Here is a 15,904-nt window from a genome sequence, read left to right as displayed (position 1 = left end):
ACCTCGTGGTGGGGCACAGACGAGCCCGACCCCCGACGGACGGCCGAGTTCTCACGGCCGTGACAACGCTGCGGCGACCGCCTCTACCAGAGCCGCCTTGTCCATGCTGGAGCGTCCGGAGACGTCGAGCTCCTGCGCCCGGGCGTAGAGCTCGTCCACGGTCGCGTGCGTGAGCGCGGCGGTGACCCCCTTCTCCAGCAGCGCCGCGATCCGGCGCAGGTCGTCGTGGAACGCTGCTCGGGCCGCGTAGCGCTCCTCGTCGGTCCGGCTGCGCAGGATCGAGGCGGGGTGCACCGTCGCGGTGATGATCGTGCCGTCGGGTCCGGGGTGGAGCTCGCCCCGCTGGCGCGTCACGCGGAAGTCGGAGCCGAGCAGCGCCTTCGCCGCCGTGCTCCCCAACGCGACGACCGCGGACGGTCGCGTCACCGCGATCTCGGCCCGCAGCCACGGCAGGCACGATCGGATCTCGATCGTGTTCGGCTTCTGGTGGATGCGGCGCTTGCCCCGCTGCTCGGACCACTTGAAGTGCTTGACCGTGTTGGTCACGTAGACGCGGTCCCGGTCGATCCCGACCGCCTCGAGCCCGCGATCGAGCTCGCGCCCCGCCGGTCCCACGAAGGGCTCGCCCTCGCGGTCCTCCTCGTCGCCAGGCTGCTCGCCGACGACGATGAGGTCGGCGTCGGGTGGCCCTTCGCCGAACACCGTCTGGGTCCCGGTCAGGTGCAGGTCGCAGGCGGTGCAGCTCGCGGCGGCGTCGCGGAGCTCGTCGAGGTCGGCGCCTTCGGGCACGAGCGGAGCCGCGGTATCGACGTCCGCTGCTGGCATCCGAGCCACCTCCCGACCGACCGGCCCTCCCTACCTGCGTTCCAGGGTGACCGCCCCACCTCGGAGGGGCCCGGCCGTTCGGACGATGCCGGTGCACCGTCCCGCCCGCCGCGGGCGGCACGGTTGGCGAGGACCCACGAGAGCGGAGCAGCCATGGGTGAGCACGACCGACCTGAAGACGTCTCGCACGATGATGCCGACGAGCCCGGCCCGCGTGAGACCTCCGACGATGCGACGCAGTCCGACGCGGGGCTGACCGGATCGCCGTCGTTCGTGGCCACCGCAGGGCCGGCCGCGGACGTCGGCGCGGATGTCGACCCCGACGACGTCCTCGATGGAGGGGACGACGAGGACGAGCCGGACGGCGACGAAGAGGAGTGACCCGCGACTCGATCACGCGGGGCGAACGCCTGACCACGGTTCGAGCCCACCGTCACCCGTACGGACGACAGCGCGGCGGGAAGGCCGTGTCCAGCCGAGGGGAACGCGCCCACGCGCCGGCACGTCACGCGACGCATGTTCGCTGTTGGGACCCGAGGAGAGGACCTGCTGTGACCGCAGTCAGAGAACGCATGACTACCGACCCCGTGATCTGTGAGAGCACTGACACGTTGGCCGACGCCGCGAAGAGGATGCGCGACGAGGACATCGGCAACGTGCTCGTGAAGATGGACGGTTCGTTCGGCATCGTGACCGACCGTGACATCGTGGTCCGCGCCATCGCGGAGGGCATCGCCCCGGAGAGCGGCACCCTCGGCGACGTCGCGAGCACCGACCTCGATACCGTCGGTCCGGACGACGACCTCGATGAGGTCGTCCGCCAGATGCGCGAGGACAAGATCCGTCGCGTGCCGGTGATGGAGGACGGTCACCCCGTCGGCATCCTGGCGATCGGTGACCTGGCCGTGATGCGCGACGAGGACTCGGCGCTCGCCGACATCAGCGCCGCGCCTGGCAACAACTGACGCCCTCAGCCGTTACCGAGCCCCGCGTCGTGGAGGGCCTCGGTGACGACGCGGCGGAGGCGGCGATCCTCGCGGCGTCGGCGCACCACGCGTCGACCGATCGCCACCGCGACGACGATGCCGATCACGGCCACGAGCGGGGCGATGGCGCGGCGCACCACGTCGGCACGGATGTCGTCCTGCCGCGTGACGACCTCGTCCAGATCACGAGCGAGGCGCCGCCGCGCCTCCTCGATCCGGTGGGTCAGCTCTGCAACCGTCGTTTCGCCCACGCGACGTTCTCCTCGATCGTCTCGATGGTCGCATCCGGCCGGAACGACGGCCGTCGCATCTTCGCCACCCCGATCACGACCGCCGGGGCGGTGATCAGGATCAAGATCAGGGCGGTCACGAGCGCCGCGAGCCAGTCCGACATCGCGTTCGCCAGCCCCGCGAACAGCGCGAACGTCAGCCAGAAGAGGATGTAGAGCGCCATGAGCGCGGCCGATGCCAGCGCGACCACGCCGATGATGCGCGCCTTGACGGCGTTGCGCAGCTCGAGCTTCGCCAGCTCGACCTCCGCGCGCACCAGCTCGCGGGTGTCCTGGCTGATGTCCCGCAGCAGATCGGCGGTGGATCGTCCGGCGGATCCAGGCGGTTGGGGACCGTTCACGTGCCTCCCCTCTCGTGGCAACCCTGCGCATGATGGCGGCGCCCCGGCTTCTCACTGCCGGCGCGCCCCGTCGTTCGTCGCACCGTAGGCGGTGACGGGCTGGCGACGGTAGCCCTGTCCGTTCGTCGGCGCCGCGACGCGTAGCACGTGTGGGCCCCGCGCCTAGCGTCGCAGGTCATGCGGTGGCGCGGGATGGGCGGACGAGGTCGCTGGACGTCGGTGGCGGGGTGGCGTTGCGCGCTCGCGGTCGTCACGATGGCGGCGGCTGGGGTGGGCTGCAGCAGCGGGGCGCTCGATCCCCGGGGGCCGGTCGCCCGCGACCAGCTCGGGTTGTTCACCATCGCGTTCTGGATCGCGGTCGGCGTCATCGTCGTCGTGCTGGGACTGCTCGTCGCGGCGCTCGTGCAGCGCCACCGCGACGCCCCGTCTCCCTTCCGCGGCGAGCGCTTCGTCGTCGTGGGCGGACTCGTCGTGCCCACGCTCATCCTGCTGGGACTGATGGGGGTGACGTTCGCGTTCCTGGCGGCTCAGCGCACCGAGGGTCAGCTCCGCGTCGAGGTGGACGGCTACCGCTACTGGTGGGAGGTCCGCTACCCCGATCACGACGCGGTCACCGCCAACGAGATCCACATCCCGGTCGGGGTCGATGTCGAGTTCACGCTCCGGGGTCCCGACGTGATCCACAGCTTCTGGGTCCCACAGCTGGGCGGCAAAGCCGACCTCGTCCCGGGCCGCGAGACCACGCTGGTGCTCCACGCCTCGGAGGCGGGGGAGTACCGCGGCCGCTGCGCCGAGTACTGCGGCCTCCAGCACGCCAACATGCGCGTCCTCGTCATCGCTCAGGAGCCCGCCGACTTCGAGCGCTGGGTCGAGGAGCAGGCGGCCTCGGCGGTCGTCAGCGATGGTGCGGCGGAGGCCGCGTTCGAGCGCAACGCGTGCGCCGCGTGCCACACCATCCGCGGGACCTCCGCCAACGGTGTGCTCGGCCCCGACCTGACCCACTTCGCCTCGCGCCGCACCATCGGGGCGGTGACGCTGCCCAACGAGCCGAGCAACGTCGCCGCCTGGATCGCCAACCCTCAGGTGTTCAAGCCAGGCGCCGAGATGCCTCCGATCGTGACCTTCACCGAGGAGGAGCACCAGCGGCTGGTCGACTACCTGACAGCGCTGCGGTGAGGCGACGATGACCCTCACCGCCCCTGCGCCCCGCGACGTCGAGCGCCTCGAACGGATCTGGTCCGACGAGCCCGGGATCGTGGGGTTCCTCAAGACGGTCGATCACAAGCGCATCGGCAGGCGCTACCTCGCCACCTCGGTCGTGTTCCTGTTGCTCGGTGGGGTGCAGGCGCTGATGATGCGGACCCAGCTCGCCAGCCCCGACAACGACCTGCTGTCGCCTGAGCTCTACAACCAGCTCATGACGATGCACGGCACGACGATGATCTTCCTGTTCAACACCCCGATCTGGGCGGGCTTCGGCAACTACTTCCTGCCGCTGCAGATCGGCACCCGCGACATGGCGTTCCCGCGCCTGAACGCGCTGTCGTACTGGATCTTCCTGCTGTCGGGCATCTTCATCTACTCCAGCTTCTTCGTGGGCGAGATCCCCGACGGCGGTTGGTTCGCCTACGTCCCGCTCACCGGCGACGAGTTCAGTCCCAGCGTCGCCATCGACTTCTGGGCCATCGGGCTCGCGTTCCTGGGGGTCTCGACCACCGTGGGTGCGATCAACTTCCTCGTCACGACCTTCAAGATGCGGGCCCCCGGCATGAGCGTCAGCCGGATCCCCATCTTCGTCTGGGGCATCGTCGTGATGTCGTTCATGATCCTGTTCGCGCTCCCGTCCGTGACGCTCGCGCAGCTCATGCTCGCCATCGACCGCATCTTCGAGTTCACCATCTTCGTCCCGGCGGCCGGCGGCGACCCGCTGCTGTTCCAGCACCTGTTCTGGATCTGGGGCCACCCCGAGGTCTACATCGTCTTCGTCCCCGCCACCGCCGTGGTCTCGATGGTGATCACGGTCCACGCGCGGGCGCGCCTCGTCGGCCACCTGCTCGTGGTCACCGCGCTCGTCGCCATCGGTTTCATCAGCTTCGGTGTGTGGGCGCACCACATGTTCGCGACCGGCCTGGGCTACCTGGCCCTCAGCTTCTTCGCCGCCGCCAGCTTCATCGTGTCGATCCCCAGCGGAGTGCAGTTCTTCGCCTGGATCGGGACGCTCTGGGAGGGGCGCCCGCGCTTCGAGGCACCCATGCTGTGGGCGCTGGGGATGATGTTCATCTTCCTGCTGGGCGGCATCACCGGCGTGATGGTCGCGATGGTGCCCTTCGACTTCCAGGCACAGGACAGCTACTTCGTCGTCGCCCACTTCCACTACACGCTCGTCGGCGGCTCGGTCTTCCCGATCTTCGCGGCGCTCTACCACTGGTGGCCCAAGCTGACCGGACGTCTGCCCGCTCCCCGCGCCGGCAAGACCGCCTTCTGGCTCGCGTTCATCGGCTTCAACCTGACCTTCTTCCCCCAGCACATCCTCGGCCTGTGGGGGATGCCGCGGCGGATCTACACCTACGAGAGCGGCGTGGGGTGGGACGGGCTGAACCTGCTGTCGAGCATCGGCGCCTACGTGCTCGCCACCGGCTTCCTGCTCGCGGTCGTGACGCTCGTGTGGAGCCGCTACCGCGGCCGCCCGGCGGGGCCCGACCCGTGGGGCGGCGATTCGCTCGAGTGGGCGACCCCCTCGCCGACGCCGGAGTACGACTTCGAGCAGATGCCGGTGGTGGACAGCCTCTACCCGCTGTGGGACGCCGCGGAGGGCGGCGTGCGGGGTGGGCCCGTGCTGCTGCCACCAGAGGGGGAGGAGGAGCACTACACGCTGTCGACCGGCGGCGTCGACGCCGTCGACGAGGCCGTGATGCCCATGCCCAGTCCCACCTACTCGCCCCTCGTCGTCGCTGTCGGGATGCTGATCGGGGCCTATGGGGCGCTGGTCCGCTCGCCCTGGCTAGGGCTGTTCGGGGTCGGCGTGATCGCGCTGGCTCTCGCGACGTGGTTCTGGCCCGACTGGGACGACGAGCCGGTGGAGCTGGCGCACGCCGATGCCCAGGAGGTGGGGCGGTGAGCTCGGTCGGGACGACCTCGAGCGGCCCCACGATCGCGATCCGGCCGGGCCGATCCACCTCGTCGTGGGGACTGATCGGCCTCGTCGTGACCGAGAGCGTGCTGTTCGCCCTGCTGCTGTTCGTCTACTTCTACTACCGCGCCCACGAGGGTGCCTGGCCACCCGAGGAGCTGCCCCTGCCGGAGCTGCCCAAGACCATCGTCCGGACCGCGGTCCTGCTCGGCAGCACGGTCCCGATGATCCTGGCGGAACGGGCGATGGAGCGGCGCGGGTCGGCGGCGTGGACGGCGGTCTGGAGCATCGTCGCGCTCGCCATGGCCGGCTACTTCCTGGGCACGCACGTGCACGAGCAGCCCAAGCTCGTCGACGAGCTGCGCCCCGACGAGCACACCTATGGGGCGGTGCTCATCACGATCCTGAACTTCCACGGCGTGCACCTGTTGGTCGGCATCGTCATGCTCGCGTTCGTCCTGGTCCACGTGTGGCGCGGCCGGGTCACGCGCGAGCGACACACGATGCTGAGCCTCACCGGCGTCTACTGGCACTTCGTCGATGCGATCTGGGTGGTCGTGTTCTCGTCGCTGTACCTGGTACCGAACGTGCTGGGCCGGACGTGACCGAGCGCCTCACGCACTCGGTCGGCCCGCTGCTGTGGGTGTCGCTTACCGCCGGCATCGTGCTGTGGGGCATCCACATCACCGGCATGGCGGCGCTCTCGCCGCTCGCGTGCGAGGGGCCCGGCGCGATCGTGCTGCACCTGCTGTCAGTGGCCACGCTCGTGCCGACGCTGGCCGCGATCATCCCGGCGTGGTCGTTCTGGCGCCAGCGCGAGCGCGGCGTCGGCGGGGTCGCGTTCCTCGGCGCCATGGGGGTGCTACTCAACGCCGTCTCCGCTCTGGCGATCGTCGCGGAGTGGGTCCCCGTCTTCGTGCTCCACCCGTGCACGCCGTGAGCGGCGTGAGCATCGTCCTGGCGATCGTCGGCTCGGCCGCCCTGTACGCGCGGGGCGTCGCACGACTGTGGCGCGGGGAGCCCGGGCGCCGCGCGCTGCCGCGGTGGCGCGTCGGGGCGTTCGCCGCCGCGATGGCGGTCGCCGGCGGGGCGCTGCTCGGCCCGGTCGAGGCGTTGAGCGCGGACCTGTTCTCGGCACACATGGGACAGCACCTGGTGCTGACGATCGTGATCGCTCCTCTCCTGGTGCTCGCGCGGACGGGTCTGGCTCTGTCGTTCGCGTTCCCGCCCCGTGCCCGTGGGCGGCTGCAACGGCTGCGGCCGCGTATCCCCGGAGGGGATGTCGGCTGGGCCGTCGTCGCCGTGCTCGCCCACGCGCTGACGTTCGGCGTGTGGCACATCCCCGTGCTGTACGCCGCCGCCGCGTCCGATCCCACCCTCCACGCGCTCGAGCACGCCACGATGCTCCTCGGGGCGGTCGTGCTGTGGTGGGTCGTCGCGGACGCGCGAGGACGACACGCGACGGCTGCCAGCGTGGGGGCGGTCTTCATCAGCATGCTGCTCTCGGGCGCGCTGGCGGGGCTGCTCACCTTCAGCGACCGGGGCCTGCTCCCCGCGACGGGTGCCGGCCCCGCCGCGTGGGGCCTGAGCCCGCTCGAGGATCAGCACATCGCCGGGGGCCTGATGTGGTTCCCGGGCGGCCTCGCCTACGTGATCGCCGGGGCGATCGCGTTCCTGCGCTGGCTACGCCGCGATGCGGCGACCACCCGGCCACCGCCGGGGCGCGCCGTGGCATCCCCGGGCCACGGGTTGGCTCCGCGATCCGGGCCGCGTGCGCCAGCCGGACCGTAGCGTCCGTTGCGCGTCAAGTTCCGTCCGCGCTCGTTGGGAGGTGGCGGTCATGGTGACGACGAAGAACGCGATCTCTCCGGGCCACGCTCGGGAGGACGCGAGCTACCTCGCCGCATGTGCGCTCGGGATGGCCTTCAGCGCCCCGACCGACATCAGCACCTGCGTGGCGCGGCTGATGACGGTCACCAACGACGTGACCGCCATCGACCTGGCCCACGCGGAGGTCGCCCGTCTGGATCTGGGCGACGTCGCCCTCCGCCGTCGCGCACAGGAGTTGCTCACCGAGGTCCGGTCGCGCCTCCTGGCCCTCACCGGTTTGCCCGATCCACATCGAGGAGCCGGGTCGCGGCCTACGCCGGGTGGTCGGGGACGCGGCGAGGTCACGACCTCGGTTGCCGGTATCCATGTAGCACGCGACCAACAGGAACCCACCGTGGCACAGGACATCGTCCAACTGATCCAGGGCGACCACGACGAGGTGCGTGCGCTGCTCCAACAGCTCGAGACGGCGGTACCCACGGCGCGCAAGGAGCTGTTCGAGCGGCTCGTGTACGAGCTCGCCCGGCACGAGGCGGCCGAGGAGGCCATCGTGCACCCGACCCTGCGCGACGAAGTGTCGAACGGCGAGCCGATCGCCGAGTCGCTGCTCGACGAGGAGTCGAAGGCCGAGCAGTTGCTCGCGGACATGGAGAGCATGGACCCCGAGAGCGAGGAGTTCCTCACCGCCTTCGCCGAACTCCGCGACGACGTCCTCCAACACGCGCAGCACGAGGAGAACGAGGAGCACCCGCTGCTGCGCCAGGAGCTCAGTGCGGAACGGCTCGCCCAGATGGGGGAGGGCTTCGAGAAGGTGAAGCAGAACGCCCCGACGCACCCCCACCCCAACACTCCCACCACGCCCGAGGTCCGCGCCGCGGCCGGCCCGGTCGTCGGCGTTTTCGACCGCATGCGCGACAAGGTCAAGGAGCTGATCGGGAGCTGATCGGGAGCTGACCTCGACCGTCACCATCGATCTGCGCGAACTTGAATACTCGGGTGCATGCAGCTGCCCCCAACCATTCAAGTTCGGTTCGCGCTGACCTCGATCCAGTCGGGGCTGGTCGCTCCAGGCTCGTAGCGGCTGTCGAGGCGCTTGGCGACGAGGCCGGCCAGCCCCTGGGCTCGCGCCACCTCCAGCAGCGCCCCGCCGTCCCCGGTGTGGTGGCGGGGCGCTTGCCACGCGGGGCCTTGGAGCTCGAGCTCGAGGAGCAGCTCGCGCCGCGCCTCGTAGCTCAGCGCGAGCGCCGGGTGTCCCTCCAGCCACAGCAGGTCGACGAGGATGGCGGCGACGGGGCGGTCCTCCGACAGTCGTCGCCACTGGCTCGCGCTGCTCGCGTCGAGCCGCCGCTCGACGTTCGCCGGATCGGCCACCGGCTGACGGTCGCGGCCGACCCCGACGATCACGGCATCGAGCACGCACTCGATGGCTGCGAGCGACCGACCGATCCGGCGCACCTCGGGGAACCGGTCCGACAGCTCCTCACCGTCCGCGTCGACGATCGTGACGTGGCCGGCGTCGTTGGTCAGCAGCGTCCGCGCCCCGACCCACCGGATCTCGTAGCCCCACCCGTCGTCGGGCAGCTCGCCGGGCGTGGGGCGCATCGGGCGCAGGTCGGTGGGGACGGGGCGCCGCTCGGGATCCTGGGGTGGAACCTTGCGGTGGATCATCCAGTCCCGGTCGCCGATGCTGAACAGCGCGAACGTGCCCTCGACCCGGTGTCCCTTGAGCGTCACCGTGACCGAATCGTCCTCGACCTTCTCCGGCACGTAGGTCCCGCGGTCCCAGATCGTCATCTCCCCGGCGCCGTACTGCCCCTCCGGGATCTCACCGTGGAAGTTCAGGTACTCGAGGGGGTGGTCCTCGGTGTGGACGGCGAGGCGGTTCTCGTCGGGGCTCCAGGGGACGCCGCGCGGCAGCGCCCACGACAGCAGCACACCGTCGTGTTCGAGGCGCAGGTCCCAGTGCAGACGCGTGGCGTCGTGCTGTTGGATGACGAACCGGGGCTCGTCGGGTGTCGGAGGTTCGCCCACCGGCGCCCCGGCCGGTTCCGGCGTCGACGCGAAGTCGCGCATGCGCCGGTAGCGGTCGAGTTGGTCCTCGCTCACCGCGGCTCCCGCGACGACCACCGCGACGAGCCCCACCGTGCCGACAGCGCCCCGGCCAGCACCTGCCAGCGCTGGGGTCCCTCCGCCTCCCCGCCGTCCTCCCCGCCCTCCAGCTCGCGGTACGCCTGTTCGCCAGCGGGGCGGTGGCTCGAGGCCTTCAGATCCGAGGCGACGCGGTACGCGATCGCGAACGCGAGCAACGGCAGCACCAGCGCCCCGATGCGCAGGAACCAGATGATGCCGAGCAGCGAGACCTCGAGTTGGTACGCGATGACGTCTTGGCTGCCCGCGATGAACACCACGGCCAGGAACGTCAACGCTGCGACGCCGAACGCCGTTCGGAAGGGTCGGTCGCGAGGGCGGTCGAGCAGGTGGTGGTCGCGGTCGTCGCCGGTCAGGAAGCGCTCGATCCACGGGTACGCGTACAGCGCGGCGAACAGCAGCCCAGGGAACAGCACCGCGGGGTAGAACGGGTTGGCGATGAGGTAGCCACCGATCGTGATCTCCCAGGGCGGGAACAGCCGCAGCGCGCCCTCGACCCAGCCCAGGTACCAGTCCGGCTGCGCCCCGGTCGTGACGAGGAAGGGGTCGTAGGGCCCGTACAGCCACACCGGGTTGATCTGTGCCAGGCCCCCGAGCGCGGCGATGACCGCGAACACGATGCAGAACAGGCCCACCGACTTCGCGGCGTAGGTGGGCCACACCCGCACACCGACCACGTTGCGCTGGGTCCGCCCGGGCCCGGGGTACTGGGTGTGGTACTGGCGGACGATCAAGGCGAGGTGCACGCCCACCAGCGTGGCCATGAGCGCGGGGAGGAGGAACACGTGGCCGACGAACAGCCGCCCCAGGATGGCCTCGCCCGGGAACTCCCCCCCGAACAGCAGCGAAGCCGTCCACGTCCCCACAAGAGGGATCGATTCGACGATGCCGTGCCCGATGCGCAGACCGACGCCCGACAGCACGTCGTCCAGCAGCGAGTAGCCGGCGAAGCCCTCGAAGATCGCCAACAGGAGCAGCGTCACGCCGATGACCCAGTTGATCTCGCGCGGTCGGCGGAACGCGCCGGTGAAGAACACGCGCAGGACGTGCACCACGATCGAGGCCACGAACACGAGTGCCGCCCAGTGGTGCATCTGCCGGATCAGCAGTCCGGCGCGGGTGTCGAAGCTCAACTCGATGGCGGAGCGGTAAGCGGCGGACATCTGCTCTCCGCGCAGCGGCAGGTAGCGGCCCTCGTAGACGACCTCGGTGTGCGACGGGTCGAAGAACAGGGCGAGGTAGGTGCCGGTGATCAGCAGGACCACGAACGCGTAGAGCGCGACCTCGCCGAACAGGAACGTCCAGCTCTCCGGGAAGACCTTGTCGGCCTTGTCCTTGGCGAAGCCGGAGGCTCCGATGCGGCGGTCGATGGCGCGCGCGAGCTTCTCGATCACCGCTGCGGCTCGGGATCGACGCCGGGGCGGGTCCAGAACCCGGGCCCGACCGGCTCGGGGAAGTCGCCGGTGGCGACGAGGAAGCCGTCGCCGACCTCCTCGATCGGCAGGCGCGGCAGCGCGCGGGTGGCCGGCCCGAAGATCGGCACGGCGCCGCTGGGCACGTCGAAGGCGCTCTGGTGGCAGGGGCACAGCAGGCGCTGGGTCTCGGGCTGGTACAGCCCGACGGGGCAGCCCAGGTGGGTGCAGACCTTCGAGAACGCGACGTAGCCGTGCGGCGTCGCCGCGCCGCCGTGGAACGCCTCCGCGACCTCGGGCCGCACCCGCAGCAGCACCGTCTGGCTGTCCGCGCGGTGTGGGTCGTCCTCGGGGAACACGGTCAGGACGCTGTCGACCTCGAGGTCGTCGACCCGGACCGGCGCCCCCTCCTCGTCCACGATCCGACGGCCGGCGTGCCAACCCGTGCGGGTCCGCTCCGGGAAGGGGTCGGGGCCCATCGAGCGCAGGGGGAACAGCGCGGCCAGGCCCCCGGCCCCGGCTGCCCCGGCGAGCAGACGTCCCAACAGCCGGCGCCGGCCGATGTCGCGCGCGCCCTCCGTGACGCTCGCCTCGAGCCCCTCGGGATCGGTGGGGTGGGGGAAGTGACGTTCCTCCACGTGTGGTCCTGGCGGCATCAGCGCCTTGGCCCACGCCACGAGGCCGACACCGAGCCCTCCCATCGTTGCAGCGACGCTGACGCCGAGGAGCTGGTTGAACGCCCCGCCGAAGTGACCCTCGCCGAGGCTGTAGATGGTCGCGAACGACACCGCCCCGACGATGGCGACCGCGAAGGCCACGATCGCCAGGGTGCCCTTCGGGTCCCCACCCTCCGGCGGCTGGCTCACGTGCGCCTCCCGATCCAGGCCGCGAGGGCGAGCAGACCTCCCAGGCCGACCAACCACGCGATGAAGCCCTCGCTCCAGGGGCCGAAGTGCCCCAGGCTCAGCCCCCCGGGGTCGGCGGGCTGGCGCAGCGCGAGCGTCACGTAGGCCGCGATGGCGTCCGCGTCCTCGGCGCCGATCTGCGCCTCGGAGTACGCCGGCATGGTCCCGGGCCCGCCCCGGATGGCCTCGACGGTCTGCTGGGCGGTGGCCTGGTCGAGCGCCGGAGCCACCTCGAGGTCGACGAGGGCCCCACCGGTGCCGGCGAGCTGGTGGCAGGCGGCGCAGTTGAGGCGGAACAGGTTGCCACCGCGTGCCTGCAGCGTCGGATCGATCTGGACCTCGGGGACCGAGGGACCGCGGGTCAGCGTCGCGGCGTGCGCCACGATGGCCTCGATCTGATCCACGGTGTACGCGGGCGGGCGCCGCTGGATCGGCTCCTCGGGGTGGTCGATCGGCATCCGTCCGGTCGTCAGCATGAAGTGCACGAGGGCGGTCCCCGACCGCTCCAGGCTGGGGCCCCGGTCGGTCCCGCTGCCCTCGGGGCCGTGGCAGACGGCGCAGTCGCGCTGGAACAGCACCCGGCCCTGGTCCGAGCCCTCGGGCTGCGCGGTCGAGGCGGTGGCGACGACGGACCACGATGCCGTGGCCAGGACCGCCACGGCGATCCACTCCACGACCGCCCGGCTGTTACCCGCCACCCCACCTCCGACGACACGCGTGACGCACGCCTACCAGCTACGTGGTCGAGTCGGAACGGTCGGACCCTGTCCGAGCGTCCCGGTCAGGGCTGCAGGAGCACCCTGATGTGCGTTTGGCCTGACGAAGCCACAGGCTGACACAGCCACCCTCGCCCGCGCGGGCGGAGGTGACGGCACCGCACCTGGTCCCCGGCTGTCACGGTCTGAACATGGATCGAGAGGGCTTGACGCGGGTGCAGCAGGTGCCGCACGCGTCTCTGGACGCGTCACCGTCGAGGACGTCGCCTTCGATCGGGCCCGTGCCGAGCCGATGGTCCGGCTACGGCTACGTGTCGCGGCCAGTTGCGACCAGCGCGAGCTGCTGTCCGCCGTGCTCCGTGCCCACGTGCTCGTCGCCGGTGGACCGCAGCCGCTCCACGACGAGGCCCCCGTCCTCCGGGTGCCGCCCTTCTCGCGGCGCACGACCGTCGAGGGGAGCCTCCCCGGTCGCCTCGTTCCTGCCCTGGTCCCCGAGGCCCCGGTCGGTCGCGTGGTGGTGCTGCACCTCGTCGGCAGGGTCTTCCGTTCGACCCGGGACGGACCCCTCGAGGTCTGCCAACTCGACCAGCGCATCGACCTCTCGCCAGCCCTGGTCCTCGAGCTAGCCGGCTGAGCCCGCCGGCGTGGGCGCGGCCGGGTGGTCGTGCCGGACGTCGGGGCTCGGTGCCGGTTCGCCGACCAGCGGGCCGTCGCCCGAGGGGTCGAGGAAGCCCCACTCCAGCCACATCATCTCGCCCTCGAGGGTGCGCTGGGCGAGGTCGTAGCCGAGGTCGTCGTCGTTGTCCCACAGCGCGTCGAAGCTCTGCTCGATGCGGCGCCGTGACTGGCGACAGAACAGGTCGGCGAGGTCGCGCACCGCAGCCGGGTCGCCCATGCCCTCGTCCGCCAGCGCGCGGGCGTAGGTGCACGCGGCCGCGATGGCGTACATCTCGGCACCGATGTCGACGATCCGTCCGAGGAAGCTCTGCTTGCGTTCGAGCTTCGCCTGCCACCGCGACATCGCCGCGAACAGGTGACGCGCGAGCTTGCGGGCGGTGCGCTCGACGTAGCGGAGGTGCTCGCCGAGGCTGCCGAACTCCGAGCTGTACCCGATGGGAACGGTGCCGCGTCCGACGAGCAGACCGGGCAGCCATCCGGCGTAGAACCGTGCCGCCGCGGCCGCGGTGCGGGCCTTCTCACCGACGGTCGCATCCGGCTCGATGAGCTCGCCCGCGACCGACAGGTGCTGATCGACCGCCTCACGGGCGATGAGCAGCTTCATGATCTCGCTGGAGCCCTCGAAGATGCGGTTGATACGCAGATCGCGCATCACCTGCTCGACCGGCACGGGGCGCTCCCCGCGGCGTTCGAGCGAAGCAGCGGTTTCGTAGCCGCGTCCGCCGCGGATCTGCATAAGCACGTCGCTGACCTGCCACGCCATCTCGCTGGCCCAGAGCTTGGCGATGGCGGCCTCGATGCGGATGTCCTTGCCGCCTTCGTCGGCGAGCGCGGAGGACACCTCCACGACCGCGTCCATCCCGAACGCCGTTCCGGCGATGAACGAGATCATCTCCGCGACGGCCTCGTGCTGGCCGATCGGGCTGCCCCACTGCACCCGCTCGGCGCTCCACTCACGGGCGATCTTGAGCGCCCACTTGCCGGCGGCCGAGCAGATCGCCGGCAGCGACAGCCGGCCCGTGTTCAGCGTCTGGAGGGCGATCTTGAGGCCCTCGCCCTCGCCGCCGATGCGGTTCTCACGCGGCACCCGGACGTCGGTGAACCGGGTGACGCCGTTCTCGATGCCGCGTAAGCCCATGAACTCGTTGCGGTGCTCGACCACCACGCCGGGGGCGTCGCACTCGACGATGAAGGCGCTGATGCCACCGGGCCCGTGCTCGTGTTCGGGAACCCGCGCCATCACGACGGCGAGGTCGGCGATGACCCCGTTGGTGGTCCACAGCTTCACCCCGTTGAGCACGTAGCCGCTGCCGTCCTCCGTCGGCGTCGCCGACGCGGACAGCCGGGCGGGGTCCGAGCCCACGTCGGGCTCGGTGAGCAGGAACGCGCTGATCTCACGGGTGCACCTGGGCAGCCACTCCCTCTTCTGCTCCTCGGTGCCCGCGAGCGCCACCGGCTGGGGCACGCCGATCGACTGGTGCGCCGACAGCAGCGCCGACAGCGATGCGTGCCACGACCCAGCGAGTGCGAGAGCACGGAGGTAGTAGGTCGTGGACAGGCCCAGTCCGCCGTACTCGGTCGGGATCTTCATCCCCAGCGCGCCGAGCTCGCGCAGCCCGTCGATGGCCTCGACCGGGATCATCGCGTCACGCTCGATGGCCTTGGGGTCGACGTTCTCGGTGAGGTAGCGCTCGAACCGCTCCAGGAACTCCTCCCCGGCAGCTCGGTCCTCTGCGCTCGGTCGTGGCAGCGGGTGGATGAGGTCGAGGTCGAGGTCCCCCAGGAACAGCTGGCGCCCGAAGCTGGGGCGCTCCCATGCCTGCTCGCGAGCCCGTTCCGCGACCTGCCGCGCCTCGGCCGCGTCCACGCCCCGCGAGGCCGCGACCGTCGACTCCTCTCGGCGTGACGGCTCGCCATCGGCAGTACCGACCGCGGTGTCGGGTGGATCGTGCCGCTGCTCGGAGGCGATCGCCTCGGGACGCGAGTCCGCGTCGACGGTCGGCTCCTGGTCTAGGTCGTTGATGGGGGGCATGGTCGCCTCCTCGGGACGGGCCTCGACGATGGCGCGTCGGCGACGTCGGCGCCTGGCGGGAACCCGACCGTCCGGCCGCTCAACCGGACGTGACCCTAGCGCGCGGATGAGCCGATCAGCGCAGCCGGCGTCTCGTCGAAGGCCCGAGGGGGAGCAGGCAGCGGTGCGGTCAGGTCACCAGCCAGACGACCAGCATGATGATCACGACCAGCGCCCCGACGATCCAGGGCGTCAGTGAACGACTGTCGCTCTTGCTCGTCGGCATCGGCCTCTCCTGCGGTCGCGGTCCCTCACACCGTGCCACGCCCTGGCCTCCACCGCGGGACCGAACGGACACCGTGAAGGTGCAGCGTCGAGGGTCCTTCCGCGGTTGTCCCCAGATCTCCACATCCTGCTGGATCGGGTCTTGACGTGTCACAGGGCGATAGTACGTTCGGTGTATGAGTTCGACGACCCGCTCCACCGGCCCCGGCCCCGACGAGGAGTCCTTCGTCGTCCCCGTCGCGCTCGCAGCGGTTGCGTTGGCTGTCTCGGGAAACCAGCGCATCCGGTGGTTTCCGAAGTGCAACGGAAACCACCGGATGCGAGGGTTTCCGGTAAGGGCCGTCAAG

Annotated in this window: 17 protein-coding genes; 9 read left to right on the top strand and 8 right to left on the bottom strand. The window is 70.9% G+C overall.

Features of this window, described 5'->3' with window-relative positions:
* Positions 1–51: 51 nt before the first annotated feature.
* A complete protein-coding gene (locus tag KY469_19320; GenBank protein MBW3665250.1) occupies positions 52–825 on the bottom strand; it encodes a UdgX family uracil-DNA binding protein in 774 nt (257 codons plus the stop codon).
* A gap of 153 nt (positions 826–978) precedes the next feature.
* Between KY469_19320 and KY469_19315 the strand changes: the two genes are divergently transcribed.
* Both KY469_19315 and KY469_19310 read left to right on the top strand, forming a co-directional pair.
* Positions 979–1,206 (top strand): hypothetical protein, encoded by a 228-nt coding sequence (locus KY469_19315; GenBank protein ID MBW3665249.1) that lies wholly within the window; start codon positions 979–981, stop codon positions 1,204–1,206.
* A gap of 191 nt (positions 1,207–1,397) precedes the next feature.
* Complete coding sequence (locus KY469_19310; protein ID MBW3665248.1) at positions 1,398–1,790, top strand: CBS domain-containing protein; 393 nt, start codon at positions 1,398–1,400, stop codon at positions 1,788–1,790.
* 5 nt (positions 1,791–1,795) lie between these two features.
* Here KY469_19310 and KY469_19305 read toward each other — a convergent pair whose 3' ends face one another.
* Positions 1,796–2,062, bottom strand: a complete 267-nt coding sequence (locus KY469_19305; GenBank protein ID MBW3665247.1) for a hypothetical protein — start codon at positions 2,060–2,062, stop codon at positions 1,796–1,798.
* A complete protein-coding gene (locus KY469_19300; protein ID MBW3665246.1) occupies positions 2,035–2,442 on the bottom strand; it encodes a phage holin family protein in 408 nt (135 codons plus the stop codon). Before KY469_19300 ends, KY469_19305 begins: the two co-directional genes overlap by 28 nt.
* A gap of 192 nt (positions 2,443–2,634) precedes the next feature.
* Between KY469_19300 and coxB the strand changes: the two genes are divergently transcribed.
* Genes coxB through KY469_19270 form a run of 6 tightly spaced genes read left to right on the top strand, consistent with a single transcriptional unit; the run spans position 2,635 to position 8,345 of the window.
* A complete protein-coding gene (gene coxB, locus KY469_19295) occupies positions 2,635–3,618 on the top strand; it encodes a cytochrome c oxidase subunit II (protein MBW3665245.1) in 984 nt (327 codons plus the stop codon).
* Positions 3,619–3,625: 7 nt separating this feature from the next.
* On the top strand, positions 3,626–5,560 hold the full coding sequence (gene ctaD, locus KY469_19290; protein MBW3665244.1) for a cytochrome c oxidase subunit I: 1,935 nt from the start codon (positions 3,626–3,628) through the stop codon (positions 5,558–5,560).
* On the top strand, positions 5,557–6,177 hold the full coding sequence (locus tag KY469_19285) for a cytochrome c oxidase subunit 3 (GenBank protein MBW3665243.1): 621 nt from the start codon (positions 5,557–5,559) through the stop codon (positions 6,175–6,177). The genes ctaD and KY469_19285 overlap by 4 nt, the downstream gene beginning before the upstream one ends.
* On the top strand, positions 6,174–6,512 hold the full coding sequence (locus KY469_19280; protein ID MBW3665242.1) for a hypothetical protein: 339 nt from the start codon (positions 6,174–6,176) through the stop codon (positions 6,510–6,512). Before KY469_19285 ends, KY469_19280 begins: the two co-directional genes overlap by 4 nt.
* 5 nt (positions 6,513–6,517) lie before the next feature.
* Positions 6,518–7,363 (top strand): cytochrome c oxidase assembly protein, encoded by an 846-nt coding sequence (locus KY469_19275; protein MBW3665241.1) that lies wholly within the window; start codon positions 6,518–6,520, stop codon positions 7,361–7,363.
* A gap of 49 nt (positions 7,364–7,412) precedes the next feature.
* Positions 7,413–8,345, top strand: a complete 933-nt coding sequence (locus tag KY469_19270) for a hemerythrin domain-containing protein (GenBank protein MBW3665240.1) — start codon at positions 7,413–7,415, stop codon at positions 8,343–8,345.
* Positions 8,346–8,422: 77 nt separating this feature from the next.
* Here the strand turns inward: KY469_19270 and KY469_19265 are convergent, their stop codons facing one another.
* From KY469_19265 to KY469_19250, 4 genes are read right to left on the bottom strand one after another with little or no spacing between them, the layout of a single operon-like run.
* Positions 8,423–9,475 (bottom strand): ATP-dependent DNA ligase, encoded by a 1,053-nt coding sequence (locus tag KY469_19265; GenBank protein ID MBW3665239.1) that lies wholly within the window; start codon positions 9,473–9,475, stop codon positions 8,423–8,425.
* A gap of 29 nt (positions 9,476–9,504) precedes the next feature.
* On the bottom strand, positions 9,505–10,944 hold the full coding sequence (locus KY469_19260; protein ID MBW3665238.1) for a ubiquinol-cytochrome c reductase cytochrome b subunit: 1,440 nt from the start codon (positions 10,942–10,944) through the stop codon (positions 9,505–9,507).
* Positions 10,941–11,828, bottom strand: a complete 888-nt coding sequence (locus tag KY469_19255; protein MBW3665237.1) for a Rieske (2Fe-2S) protein — start codon at positions 11,826–11,828, stop codon at positions 10,941–10,943. Before KY469_19255 ends, KY469_19260 begins: the two co-directional genes overlap by 4 nt.
* On the bottom strand, positions 11,825–12,565 hold the full coding sequence (locus KY469_19250) for a c-type cytochrome (protein ID MBW3665236.1): 741 nt from the start codon (positions 12,563–12,565) through the stop codon (positions 11,825–11,827). Before KY469_19250 ends, KY469_19255 begins: the two co-directional genes overlap by 4 nt.
* 310 nt (positions 12,566–12,875) lie before the next feature.
* On the opposite strand from KY469_19250, the gene KY469_19245 reads away from it, so the two are divergent.
* On the top strand, positions 12,876–13,217 hold the full coding sequence (locus KY469_19245) for a hypothetical protein (protein MBW3665235.1): 342 nt from the start codon (positions 12,876–12,878) through the stop codon (positions 13,215–13,217).
* Here the strand turns inward: KY469_19245 and KY469_19240 are convergent.
* Entirely contained in the window at positions 13,206–15,293 is a 2,088-nt protein-coding gene (locus KY469_19240; protein ID MBW3665234.1) for an acyl-CoA dehydrogenase family protein, read from the bottom strand. The genes KY469_19245 and KY469_19240 overlap by 12 nt on opposite strands.
* Positions 15,294–15,904 lie beyond the last annotated feature (611 nt).

This window comes from Actinomycetota bacterium (assembly GCA_019347575.1).
In the GTDB taxonomy this organism is placed as follows: Bacteria; Actinomycetota; Nitriliruptoria; order Nitriliruptorales; family Nitriliruptoraceae; genus JAHWKY01.
Note: the sequence above shows the minus strand (reverse complement) of the source record. Positions and strands in the feature narration are given on the sequence as shown.